General features: G+C 51.0%; 12 protein-coding genes. 2 read left to right on the top strand and 10 right to left on the bottom strand.

The window, feature by feature from the left end:
• Positions 1 to 35: 35 nt before the first annotated feature.
• The 4 genes from JWG39_RS06405 to rlmKL all read right to left on the bottom strand — a co-directional run bounded on the left by JWG39_RS06405 (position 36) and on the right by rlmKL (position 4582).
• A complete protein-coding gene (locus JWG39_RS06405; RefSeq protein ID WP_205218552.1) occupies positions 36 to 554 on the bottom strand; it encodes a PaaI family thioesterase in 519 nt (172 codons plus the stop codon).
• A gap of 44 nt (positions 555 to 598) precedes the next feature.
• On the bottom strand, positions 599 to 1237 hold the full coding sequence (locus tag JWG39_RS06400) for a YkgJ family cysteine cluster protein (protein WP_240192024.1): 639 nt from the start codon (positions 1235 to 1237) through the stop codon (positions 599 to 601).
• Complete coding sequence (locus tag JWG39_RS06395; RefSeq protein WP_205218551.1) at positions 1210 to 2241, bottom strand: 3-oxoacyl-ACP synthase III; 1032 nt, start codon at positions 2239 to 2241, stop codon at positions 1210 to 1212. Before JWG39_RS06395 ends, JWG39_RS06400 begins: the two co-directional genes overlap by 28 nt.
• A gap of 199 nt (positions 2242 to 2440) precedes the next feature.
• Positions 2441 to 4582, bottom strand: coding sequence for a bifunctional 23S rRNA (guanine(2069)-N(7))-methyltransferase RlmK/23S rRNA (guanine(2445)-N(2))-methyltransferase RlmL (gene rlmKL / locus JWG39_RS06390; RefSeq protein WP_240192023.1), 2142 nt, complete (start codon positions 4580 to 4582; stop codon positions 2441 to 2443).
• Between the two features lie 206 nt (positions 4583 to 4788).
• Here rlmKL and pal point away from each other — a divergent pair, with 206 nt between their 5' ends.
• The gene (gene pal, locus JWG39_RS06385) at positions 4789 to 5409 is read left to right on the top strand and encodes a peptidoglycan-associated lipoprotein Pal (RefSeq protein ID WP_205218549.1); all 621 of its coding nucleotides are present in this window, start codon (positions 4789 to 4791) and stop codon (positions 5407 to 5409) included.
• Between the two features lie 113 nt (positions 5410 to 5522).
• Here the strand turns inward: pal and cmk are convergent, their stop codons facing one another.
• From cmk to JWG39_RS06355, 6 genes are all read right to left on the bottom strand, one after another.
• The gene (cmk, locus tag JWG39_RS06380; RefSeq protein WP_205218548.1) at positions 5523 to 6206 is read right to left on the bottom strand and encodes a (d)CMP kinase; all 684 of its coding nucleotides are present in this window, start codon (positions 6204 to 6206) and stop codon (positions 5523 to 5525) included.
• Between the two features lies 1 nt (position 6207).
• Positions 6208 to 7317 (bottom strand): histidinol-phosphate transaminase, encoded by a 1110-nt coding sequence (gene hisC, locus JWG39_RS06375; protein WP_205218547.1) that lies wholly within the window; start codon positions 7315 to 7317, stop codon positions 6208 to 6210.
• 21 nt (positions 7318 to 7338) lie between these two features.
• The gene (gene gatA / locus JWG39_RS06370) at positions 7339 to 8793 is read right to left on the bottom strand and encodes an Asp-tRNA(Asn)/Glu-tRNA(Gln) amidotransferase subunit GatA (protein WP_205218546.1); all 1455 of its coding nucleotides are present in this window, start codon (positions 8791 to 8793) and stop codon (positions 7339 to 7341) included.
• 14 nt (positions 8794 to 8807) lie between these two features.
• Positions 8808 to 9092 carry an Asp-tRNA(Asn)/Glu-tRNA(Gln) amidotransferase subunit GatC gene (gatC, locus tag JWG39_RS06365; RefSeq protein WP_205218545.1) on the bottom strand — a complete coding sequence of 95 codons (285 nt, stop codon included), beginning with the start codon at positions 9090 to 9092 and terminating at the stop codon, positions 8808 to 8810.
• 12 nt (positions 9093 to 9104) lie between these two features.
• Positions 9105 to 9359 carry a hypothetical protein gene (locus tag JWG39_RS06360; RefSeq protein ID WP_205218544.1) on the bottom strand — a complete coding sequence of 85 codons (255 nt, stop codon included), beginning with the start codon at positions 9357 to 9359 and terminating at the stop codon, positions 9105 to 9107.
• 216 nt (positions 9360 to 9575) lie between these two features.
• The gene (locus tag JWG39_RS06355) at positions 9576 to 10667 is read right to left on the bottom strand and encodes a serine hydrolase domain-containing protein (RefSeq protein WP_205218543.1); all 1092 of its coding nucleotides are present in this window, start codon (positions 10665 to 10667) and stop codon (positions 9576 to 9578) included.
• A 510-nt stretch (positions 10668 to 11177) separates the two neighbouring features.
• Between JWG39_RS06355 and dnaN the strand changes: the two genes are divergently transcribed.
• Positions 11178 to 12308 carry a DNA polymerase III subunit beta gene (gene dnaN / locus JWG39_RS06350; protein WP_205218542.1) on the top strand — a complete coding sequence of 377 codons (1131 nt, stop codon included), beginning with the start codon at positions 11178 to 11180 and terminating at the stop codon, positions 12306 to 12308.
• Positions 12309 to 12366 lie beyond the last annotated feature (58 nt).

Raw genomic sequence — 12366 nt, 5'->3', positions numbered from 1 at the left:
CTGGCAGGAAGGAGAGGAATCCTCTCCACTTCCTGTCAGAGAGCAGGCAGAAAAAAGCTCTTCGGGTCGTTCTCTTCCTCAAGCACTATCCACTCCTCACCCTCGTGATCAAAATCGGCAATCTTTTCCAGCGGCATTTTCAGATACTTTCCCCGGCCCTCTACCGCCACAGTGTTATCCGGCAGCAGCAGCTGGCCGCTTCCCACGAAGGAGCGCCTCGTTTCCGTATCGATCTGACCCACCACCCGCAAAGGTTCACCGAGAGGAACAGGCTTGCGCAGTTTCATGGAGAAATCCAATGTCACTCCCCACAACTGCGCCTCCGGTGACATCACCGCCCGGCCAATGGTTTCGTCAAGGATGGTGGCGGCAATGCCGCCGTGCATTCGTCCTGGATAGGATTGATGCTCCTCCCGCGCGGTGAAGGTGGAGATGAGGCGACCGTCATCGAGACCGTAGAAACGGGCCATGAGGCCTATCTTGTTTTTCATGCCGCAGACGAGGCACATTCGCGAATTCTGCTGTTTGAAAAGTACCTGATGTTCCTCCATCATCCTCAACTCCTTCTTGTGGGAACCTTGTATAATTTCTACACCACTTAAAATCCGGGAAGTTCCGGTGGTTCTTCGAGAATCATTTCAGCAATGGTTTTCTGCACTTTTTCCATCAAATGTCTTTTATTACACAGGACTTCATTTTCCAGTTTTGCCAGCCGCATGAGCATCGGCGTGCGGTTGGCGGTGGGGGCAAACTCTTCTCCCTGCGGATAGCGCTTTCTGATGACTTCCTGACAGCGAAAGCAACCGGGAAAACGCAGCAGTTTACCATCGGGCCGTTTCATCCGCGCCGGAACGCCGTGAGTCCGACAGACGAGCAGACGGTGTTTGTAGAGACTGCAGAGGCCGTCTTCCAGCAGTGGACAGTCCACCTGCGGACGTTCTCCCCGCTGCTGCGCGGCGCCACAGGCGAGGATATAATCGGTGGCGCGGCTGCGCAGTTCAGCCTGCCTCTCCTCAGTCAGCTCCGCCAGTCCCTCGCGGAAATAGAGCCACTCCACGTGGCTGTGATGCTGAAACCAGGAGTCGCAGCAGTTGTCGGGACAACCCTCACAGCTGAACTCCATTTCTGCAGCCACCCGGTCATACCCCTGCTGCAAAACGTTGTATATCTCCTCAATCTCACTTCTCTGTGCATCACTCAGCTGCAGTTTCACCACTCCACCCCCAACATCATGCAATTGATTCCGCTGCCGATGCCAAGCATGGCAGCCTTCTCACCTTTATTAAATTTACCCTGCTCCATGCCCATCGCCATGGTGATGGGTGCAGAGACAGAACCTATATTGCCGAGAACCGGCAGCGTTTGAAAATTTTTCTCCGTATCAAGGCCAAGAGAATTGAAGAGCAAACGGGCGTGGGCACTCCCCACCTGATGGCAGAAGAAGCGATCTACCTCATCAGCTCCCCAGCCGGGAACAGCGGAAAATTTCTCCCAGGCGGCCTTCGCCGTCGCCACTCCGGAGTGCAGCAACTCTTCAGAGTTGGTATCCATCAGCGTCCCCTCACCCCCTTGACCACCCTTGCAGAGATTGCTGTGGCCGGTATGCGCCCGCCAGGCACCGTGGATAAGACGCGGGCAGCCATCTCCATCTTCCGCCCGGGTCATCAGCAGGGCTACCGCGCCGGAACCAATGGTCAGTGAAGCGAAGGCAGGTTTTATGCTCCTGCGAGTAATAGAAGGATCGGAAAGCAGTGTGGATATGGTCGATTCCACCAGATCCTCTGCTGTCTCTCCAGAGACAATAAGGCCGTTTTTAACCTGCCCCAGCTCAATCATTCCGGCGAGCATCATCATGCCATCGAGAAAACCGAGGCAGGCGTTGGAGATATCCATGACGATGGCATCCGAAGAGAGACCGAGAGCGTTATGGACGAAGGATGCGGTGGCGGGCTCCATCAGATCGCGACTCACCGAGGTGAAAAGCAGTGCCTCCACCTGCTGCGGGTCGAAGCCGGACTTCTCCAGAACGTTTTTCCCGGCGAGGCCTGCGGCTTCACTCGGGCGGGTACCGGAGTTCCACAATCGCCGCTCGCGGATACCGCTCATCAGTTCGAGACGACCGGCGGGCAGGTGAAGGCGTTCATAGACAGGTGCAAGCCGGGTCTCAATGGCCTCGGAGGTGAGGACGTTGGGGGGAAGCTCATAGCCGAAGGTATGCAGAGATACTTTACTGAATTTCATCACAGATATAATATGTTACAGATAAATGGGTTTCCACTTTTACGTCCGACAATCCGCTGACAATCAGCAGCAGACAGAGAAGACACAAAAATGGTGCCTGTTTCACCCGGGAAAAATGCTGAGAAACACGAAGCAGGACAAGGTCCTTCAGCGTCCTTCGCGGTACGTCAGATGCGGACACACATCGAACCGGGGAAAGTTACTCTTTCAAACGAAATTCCCAGCAGTGGTGAATCTTCGCATTCCGCTGAAAATCCTGCGGAATGGTGGCTGCACTGATGTCCTTGACATCATATTCCTCCAGCAGCTTTTCGTCGAGAACGAAGCGACGGAAGTTGCTGGAAAAGAGCAGCACTCCGCCCTGCGCCAGCCGCAACATGGAGAGGTGAAGCAGCTCCCGGTGATCGCGCTGGATATCAAACACCCGATTCTCCTTTTTGGTATTGGAGAAGGTGGGCGGATCAAGAAAAATGAGGTCGAAGTGGTCGGTACAGTCGCGCAGCCAGGCAACACAGTCTGCCGCGACAAGATGGTGCCGCAGCTCCGCAAAGCCGTTGAGGGCAAGGTTTTTCCGCGCCCAGTCAAGATAGTTGGCGGAAAGATCTACAGTGGTCGTCTCCGCTGCCCCGCCGAGCGCCGCCTGCACGGTGGCGCTTCCGGTGTAGCCAAAGAGGTTGAGAAAACGCTGCCCCTTTGCCCCATCGAAGATGCGCTGTCGCAGCGGCCGGTGATCGAGAAAAAGCCCGGTGTCAAGATAGTCCGTGAAGTTGACCAGCAGTGCAGCCTGTCCTTCCCGAACCTCCTGGAATTTCGGTTTGCGCTGTTCCCCCCGGCGCTCATACTGCTTCGCGCCACGCTGGCGCTCGCGTCTCTTGACAAAGATACGGTCGGAACGGACGCCAAACAGTCTCTGAATTCCCTCCTGCGCGAGACGCAGACGTTTCGCCGCCACCTCGTCACTCACCGTCTTCGGCGCGGCAAACTCCTGCAGGTGAAACCACTTGCCGTAGAGATCAAGGGCAAAGTTGAATTCGGGCAGGTCACGATCGTAGAGACGGTAGCAGGTAATCCCCTCCCTTGTCACCCATTTCTGTAATTTTGTGTAGTTCTTCTTCAAACGATTGACGAAATCCTCTGCCTCGGGATTAATCTGCGGATTCTCTGGCAGACTCCAGATAAAGGGCGTTTCGTGCTGACCGGCCAGACTGGTACAGAGCAGACGGCAGGCAATCGGACCATTGAAGAGCCGCTCGCGCCGTTCCCAGCGCAGCGTGAAGCTTTCGGTGAGATCCGGGTTGGAGATAAAGACCGCCAGTCGCCAGTCGGAAAAACGCTCCTTGCAGATACGGCCGAGGGCACGGTAGAGCCGTGTTACAATCTCCTGCTCGGAGAGACGCTCTCCAAAGGGCAGGTTGCTCACCAGTGTTCCCTCTGCTTCGGGAGGTGCGAGGGTGGCCAGCTCTGCCTGTTTAATCTGAATATGGTCAGTAAGACCGGCACGAAGGATATTTTTCCGCGCGGCTGCCACCGCCCTCGGATCAGAATCATAACCAAGCAGCAGCGGCCAGTGACGGTCAAGTCCTGCCTCTTCACGGCTCACCGCCTCTTCAATGAGACTGTCCCACAGCTCCGGCTGATGTCCCTTCCAGGAGAAAAAACCAAACCATGGACGGGATATTCCCGGCGCCACATCCCCGGCGATCATTGCCGCTTCAATAAGGATAGTTCCGCTGCCGCACATGGGATCGAGAAGAGGTCCTTTCCCCTGCCAGCCGCTGAGAGCAACGATGGCAGCCGCAAGAGTTTCCTTCAGCGGGGCAATGGAGCCTGCCATGCGGTAGCCGCGGCGGTGCAGACTCTCGCCACTCATATCAATATAGACGGTGGCCTCGTCGCAGTCGCGGGCCTCTTTGAGATGCAGGTGAAGTTGCACCCCGGGGCGTTGTCCCTGTACTGATGGACGCTCATCAAGTTTGTCGCGAAAGTGGTCGGCAATTGCATCCTTGAGTTTCAGACCGGCATAGCGGTTATTGTTGATGCGGGTCTTGCCGCTCAGAGTGGTGTTGATGGCAAAGGTAGCCTTGACATCAAAAACTTTGAGCCAGTCAATGCGGCGCCCCTCGTTGTACAATTCATCCTCATTGCGCACTGTGAACGCGGCCAGCTGAAGGAAAATACGTGAGGCAAAACGAGACCAGAGACAAGCTCGGTATACACTCTCCAGAGAGCCGCTCCAGTGGACAGCACCGACGTCGATCTGCGGGTTGACAGCGCCAAACTCTTTGAGTTCTCCGGCAACAAGGAGTTCAACTCCTGCAGGACAGGTGGCAGTAAATTTCATGTGATCCATTATTGTATGAAGGCAGAATTAATTTTTTCGTTACTTTTTCAATATAACTTTGCAATGTAAGGCGCTGCAAAAGGGTGAAAAAGCTACTGAGACTTGTTATGTTACTTTGATTTTCACATTTTCGCCCTTGAAAACAGGGGCACCGGGGAACTCTCTCCGGTGGAATGAAACTTAGACGTACCGACACAGGAGAACCCATGAAAAATAGTATTTTCAACACTATCCTTGTTACACTCAGTGTATCTCTGCTGCTTCTGCTGGGAGGCTGTGCTAAAACCATTGTTCCCCCCACCGATACCTCTGCAATGGCCACCGGTTCCGATCTTGAATATCCCGAGAGCCACAACACGGGTACCATGGGTGAGGCGGGCTTCTCTGAGGACAACCTGCCACTCGAAGGTTCGCTTGATGATAACTCTCACAGCTTCAATGACACTGACATCATGAACATGCCGGAAGCCTTCAGGAGAGAGCATGGCCGCTCATCCGAGGGCTTTCTTCCTGTCTATTTTGAATTTGACCAGTTCCGCCTCAGCCCGGAAATGATGGTTGTTATTGAACAAAATGCTGCATATATGCAGAGTAATCCCGCCATAAATCTGATTCTTGAAGGAAATTGTGACGAGCGCGGTACTGCAGAATACAACCTTGCCCTCGCCGAACGCCGGGCTATCAATGTGAAAAGATACCTGACCAACACGGGTATCCCCGAAAATCACATCCGCACCATCTCCTATGGAGAAGAGCGGCCGTTGTTTCTTGGCCACGATGAAAAAGCCTACAAATACAACCGCCGAGTGGATTTCATCGCGGAATAATACAGTCTGAAATTGAAGGGAACCTGAAGAGAACAGCAACGCCCCTGATTTCTGAGTGAAATCAGGGGCGTTGTTTTCTTTCAGTACCTGTTTAAAAAAAAGTCTCAATTCCCTTAGAAGGAATTGTCAAGAACCCGACGTATAATCTGCGCCGTAACCCCTGCAGCATCCACCGCATCAGTTGAGATAAGAACCGCATCCTTTGCCGGAACCAGTGGGGCAATATTGCGGTGGGAATCGTTGTAATCACGCTCGACGGTCTGGGCAAGGAGCTGCTCAAAATCGACAGTCTCTCCCTGTTCCTCAAGCTGATAAAAACGCCTGCGGGCGCGCATCTCAGGGCTGGCATCAAGAAAAAATTTCCATGCGGCCATGGGGAAGACCACGGTACCCATGTCCCGCCCTTCGGCGACAATATCCTCTTTTTCGCCATATCTGCGTTGCATTTCAGTAAGGAAAGTGCGCACTTCTGGAATTGAACTGACCTGCGATGCAGCCATCGACATATCCTGTGTACGGATCTCTCTACTGACATCTTCTCCGCAGAGAAGAACCCGCGTATCGGAGTTCTCGTCTGTAGCGGGGAGCAGTTCCATCTCAACCTCCCTGATGCGGGCGGCAATACCGGCCTCATCATCAAGTGCCACACCCTGTTCACTCATATAGAGCCCGACAGTACGGTACATGGCACCGGTGTCAAGATAGGTGAAACCCAGCTCGACGGCGGTCATCCGCGATACGGTTGATTTTCCAACCCCGGCGGGGCCATCAATGGTAACAATCCTGCGACGGGACATCTCAGCGCTCCATCATGCCAAGACACTTCTCAAGAGCATTAAGACAGCGAATGTTCTCTTCCTCCAGTCCAACGGAGATACGAACACAGCTGGAGAATCCGTAGGAAGTCATGGAACGGATAATAACGCCCTCATAAAGCATGGCATCATAGAGTTTGTCAGCATCGCATTTTACATCTACAAGGATAAAGTTGGTCTGAGTCGGATAAGGGACACAGCCAAATTTACGCAGACCACCGGAGAGATATTCAATACCTTCCCGAGTGGAATCCAGCATCTGTTGATACGATGTTTCATCACCAAGAGCGGCAACGGCGGCCACCTGGGCCAGCATGTTAACGTTGAAAGGCTGGCGCACCTTGTGCAGACAGACAGCAACCTCTTCGGGCATCAATCCATACCCGACACGCAGTCCCGGAATACCGTAGGCCTTGGAAAAAGTGCGCAGAAAAACCACTGCCGCCCGGCCTTTGGTATTACGCAGAAGAGAACCGGCATCAGGTCGATATTCATCGTCCATGAAATCAGCATAGGCCTCATCAAGCACGACGATGACATCCTCCGGCACATTACTGAGGAAAACGGAGAGATCCACCAGAGGAATAATGCTGCCGGTTGGGTTGTTGGGATTGTCGAGAAAAATCAGCCGGGTGTGCTCGTTGACTGCAGCGGCGATGGCATCGAGATCGTGGTGCATCTCTTTCATCGGCACCACGCGGTTGATACCGCCGCGAACCTGGACACATTTTGTATACATCAGGAAGGACGGGTGGCTGGAGATAACCTCCTCTCCCTCATTGACAAAAGCCTTCACAAGACAGTCGATAATATCATCGGAACCGTTGCCAACAACAATCTCAGAGGGGGAAACGCCGAGTTTGTCAGCCAGACTTGTCGTAAGATAAAAACAGGAACCATCCGGATAACGGTTGAGTTTCGTCAGCGCCTCACTGACAGCCCGCAAAACAGCCTCCGAAGGAGAACGGGGATTTTCATTGGAAGCCAGTTTTATAGAGTTACGGACACCATACTCCCGCTCCAGTTCATCCTGCGGTTTACCCGGCGGATAAGGAACAATGGTACTGATATGTCTGGGTATTTTTAGTTTCAAGAAAAGCCTCGTCGTGTTTGGTTAAATATCAATTTTCCCTGCGGGAAGCTGCAGTTCCTGCTCAAGATTCCACCCCGCTCTGAGAAGAGTCTCTTCGGCAAAATGAGTCCCCTGAAGCTGTACCCCAACCGGCAGACCACTGGAAGTCACTCCCCCTGGAACCGACATTCCTGGAACACCGGCGAGGTTGGTGGAGAGGGTGAGAATATCGGAGAGATAGGCCGCCAGCGGATCATCTTTGTGTTCACCCTGCTTCCAGGCTGGAGTCGGACAGACCGGAGAGACAAGAAAGTCACATTTCGTAAAGGCAGACTTGAAATCGTTGAGAATCAGGGTGCGTACCTGTGAAGCCTTCTTATAATAGGCATCGTAATATCCAGAGGAGAGCGCATAGGTACCAATGAGGATACGCCGTTTCACCTCTGCACCGAACCCCTCGGAACGAGTATTTTTATACATTTCCAGCAGATTTTCACCCTCTTTACGGAAACCGTACACCACACCATCATAGCGGGCGAGGTTGGAACTGGCTTCAGACGAAGCTATAATATAATAGGCGGCAACACAGTATTCGGTATGTGGCAGAGAGACCTCAACGATCTTCGCTCCACGTGCCTTGAGTGCCTCTATGGCATTGTACACAACTTTCTCCACCTCAGGGTCAAGCCCTGCGGTGAAATACTCCTTCGGCACTCCGGCTGTCATTCCGGAGAGGCCTTCAGTAAGGGCAGCCGGGAAGTCTGGCACCGACTGCTGCACCGAGGTGGAATCCATCTCATCCCAGCCGCTGATCACCTGCATCATTCGCGCACAATCGGCGACGTTCCGGGCAAAGGGACCAACCTGATCAAGAGAAGATGCAAAGGCCGTCAGCCCATAGCGGGAGACCCGGCCGTAGGTCGGTTTCATCCCCACCACGCCGCAGAGAGAGGCGGGCTGACGAATGGAGCCGCCAGTATCCGAGCCAAGAGAAGCAGCACACTCCAGCGCTGCCACGGCGGCGGCTGATCCGCCTGAAGAACCACCCGTCACATAGCCCTTTTTTATTGGATTGCGCGGTGCACCGAAGGCGCAGGTTTCTGAAGCAGACCCCATGGCAAATTCATCCATACTCACCTTGCCGATGATTACCGCTCCTGCCTGTTTAAGTTTCGTCACTGAAGTAGCGTCGTAGGGAGAGATAAAATTCTCCAGCATCTTCGAGCCACAGGTATTTTTCAGGCCTTTAACATTGAGCAGATCTTTAACCGCCACCGGAACCCCGCAAAGGGATCCGGCGCTGCCTGCAGAGCGATTTCTGTCGGCGGCCTCCGCAGCCATCAGTGCACCCTCACGGTCAACGGAAATAAAGGCACCGATATCGTCATCCACCTTCTCAATCCGCTCCAGACAACTCTTTGTCAACTCCACGCTGGAGAGTGTGCCACCCTCCAGTGCCCTGAGAGACTCCTCAACTCCTAATTCGTATGGCTGCATTCGTTCCTCTCCAATCAAATAATTTTCGGAACGAGGAAGCTGTCCTCATCCGTCTTCGGCCCGTTTTCCAATGCTTCCTGCTGTTCCAGCGAGGGCCGCACAATATCTTCCCGAAAGACGTTACTCAAGGGAAAAACATGCGTTGTGGGGGAAACTCCAGTAGTATCAAGCTCATCAAGTTTCTCCACATAGGAGAGAATGGTGTCGAGCTGGCCAGTCATGGTGACGAGTTCCTCGTCACTGAGGCGCAACCGTGCAAGATTCGCCACGTGCTGTACATCTTCCTGCGAAATTTTCATATTCATTTTATTTTATTTCATCCCGGGTTCATCAAGAGGTTTCATAGTATTTTCAATCTCTGCAGGGTGAAGTCCACAGTCTTTTTCGGGTGCCTTGAATAATCTTGTATTTCGTTCATATTCAAGGTTCCCTTTCGTGAAATACTTTACCACGTCCCCGTCAAACTGGGAACCACTGCAACGGTGAAGTTCTTCAATCGCCTGCTCCATGGACGTACTGGCTTTCCCCTTTTGCTGAAAAGTCATGGTATCCGAATTGTTAACCACCGTTGTTCTCTTTGTGTGGATATTGAGCAGATGTGAACTTCGAAAGAAAAGCCTGACAGTTTCTTTAACTGCAGGGTATCTTGAAACAGCCTGCTTTCGTTCAGTCAGAGACGTTATGGAGACTCTCCAGATCTCTTCTCTCCAGTACAGCGGTCTCTGTCTGCATTTTTTTTTACCACCCTTAAAGGATTCTGTCACTTTGTTGTCCACATCCTGTCATACAAGGGACTTCATCAATATATCATGAATCTCCGGTCGCATCCTGCGGATCCCTGCAAGATCTTCCCCGCAGCAGACCCGATTCGTTAAAAGTACAATTCCCACACCTCTCTGTAAATCTATCCACATTGAGGTTCCCGTGAAACCGAGATGACCGATGGTAAGGGGAGAAAAAAGATGGCCACTGGAGGACGTCCTGCCCTCAGGGATATCAAACCCGCAGCGCCTTTCTCCAGATTTTTTGTTCACGAGTTCCTGAAACAACTTCTTCGGCAGCAGATTTCCTTCCCCGTGATATTCGTTATTGAACAACTGCGCCATCTCCACCACTCCACGACAATTGCCGAAAAGTCCGGCATGACCCGCAACACCGCCAAGAATTCGACAGTTATCATCATGAACACGTCCCTGAAGCGCCTCACCGTTCCATCGTGATCGACCTGTAGAAACAGGGGTGATGTTCTTCTGTCGCATCTCATCACCGAAAAAAAGGCTTTTTTCGAGACCAGATGGTATCTGCAGCACCTGCTGCCAGAACTCTTCCAGCCCCTTCCCCGTCACTTTTTCTATAATTCTGCCGAGCAGAATATACCCCAGGTCGCTGTACCTTGTCTTTTCACCGGGTGCTGCCTCTACTCTCTCAGCCAGAATGGACTGCACTACCGCCTCAAAACGCTCTTCCTCCGCCAGAGTAATCAACGAGGCATAATATGGTCGATGTGCAGGCAAACCCGAGCTGTGGTTGATAAGCTGGAAGAGAGTAGCCTCTGCCAGGGGAAAGGGTGCTTCCGGGTAGAAATCAACAAGTGGCTGCTCAAAATTAATTTTTCCTGCCCTCGCAAGAAGGAGAAGAGAGGGGATTGTTACCAGCACCTTGGTGAGTGAGGCAAGGTCAAAAAAGCTTTCTTTCCCCTCTGGTTCTGTAACTGCACAGTTACAGATATCCCCCTCATTTTTACAGTAAAAAAAACCTTTTTCACTCCACTCTTCTCCTCTCTTAAACCAGCCCAGCGCACAGTTCGTGAAAACTCCCTCACAACAGTATTTTTTCAACACATCAAAAAGCAGTCTAACTGTTGATTTTTTCATTATTCCTTCTCCCTTTGAGAACCCTTAAAAACTTGAATTTTTGAACAAATTGTAATATAACAAGTGTTGTTTTTCAGGCGAAAAAAAGGCTCCTGAAAAACAGCTTTTCAACAGTCAGAAAAGAAAACTCATCATATCCACTTTTCATCGTAATATCAGTAAGATATTTCTTAAAGGCTCTGTAAGCGTTCCACATCCAGAATGAACATTACCGTCTGCAGATCAGGAATATCGAAGTTATGCGTGGATATTCACTTTTCCACATCTTTTTCCACAACAAATGTACACCTTTTCAAGGGTTCTCAAAGAGCCTTTGCCAACATCATGGGGAAAAACATGTGATAACTTTGTTAATAACTATGTGGAAAACTTTTTTTGCACAAAAAAGAGGATCTTTTAAACGTTCAAATGTTGATAAATATCAACAGAAAAACAAAGATATAAGAAGTTATCAACAGTATCAACAGTACTAATAAAAATAGTATAAAAACATATAATAAGAGGAGAATCATGGCACTAAAATGTATTATCGAAAGAGATCACTTCTATGAGGGCCTCAACAGCCTGCAAAACATCACCAGCAAAAAAGGCACTCTGGCCATCCTGCTTAATGTTCTCATAGAAACAAGCAATGACGGACTTGTTCTCACTGGAACAGATATGGAAATAGCCCTCCGTATCATCATTCCTGCAAAGATCCTGGAAGAAGGGGCGATTACCATCCCCGCAAAGAAAATATTCGAAATAGTCCGCGAATCAGGGCCAGACAGTATTACCATAGAAGAAAAAGAGAACAGCTGGGTTCATATCCTCACCGGACAAAGCAGCTACAACCTCGCCGGCATGCCCGGAAGTGACTTTCCTCAATTTCCCGAATATGACGAAGACAACTTTATTTCCATAGAGAGTTACATCTTCCAGGAACTCATAGAGAAAACGATTTATTCAATCGCCGGTGAACAGGAGAGCGTCTACACCCTGACCTCCGTCCTGCTGCGCAAAGAGGTTGTCAACGACACAACAAAATTGAAGATGATTTCCTCTGATGGCCATCGTCTCACCGTCATGGAAAAAGATCTTCCCGAGACTCTTGAGAAGCTGCAGCCAGGAGAGACCACTCTGATTCCCAAGAGAGGCGTTCAGGAGTGGAAAAAATTCTGTGATGACCACGATAACTTTGAGATCGCACTGGAAGACAAAAGAATCATTCTCAAAGATGATAATGCCACCATGATAATCCGGCTGAAAGATGGAGAATTTCCAAATTACAAGGCGATAATAGATGCGGTCAACCAGACATACTGCATGAAAATCCGTCGCCAGCCCTTCCTTGAATCACTGAAAAGAATCAACCTCTTCACTGAAGATCTTTTTCATACGATCTCCTTTGAACTGGAAAGTGACCACATGGTACTCTCCTCGCAAAACGTCGAACTCGGAAATGCCCGTGATGAAATGAGTGTAGAATACAACGGACAGCCTCTGAAACTCGGCTTCAACTGTCGTTATTTCATTGAAACGCTACAGGTTATGGAGGGTGAAACCGTTAATGTTTATGTCAATTCCGATGCCAGTCCCTGTTTGCTCAATTCTGATGAGGATCAGGGTTTCATCAGTATTATCATGCCCATGCATCTTTGATTTTTGACCCCGCAAAGATAGAGAGCGCTGTACACGCTTCATAAACAAGGGATCAACG

This window comes from Desulforhopalus vacuolatus, from assembly GCF_016918505.1.
GTDB lineage: Bacteria > Desulfobacterota > Desulfobulbia > Desulfobulbales > Desulfocapsaceae > Desulforhopalus > Desulforhopalus vacuolatus.
This window is presented reverse-complemented; position numbering and strand designations above follow the sequence as displayed.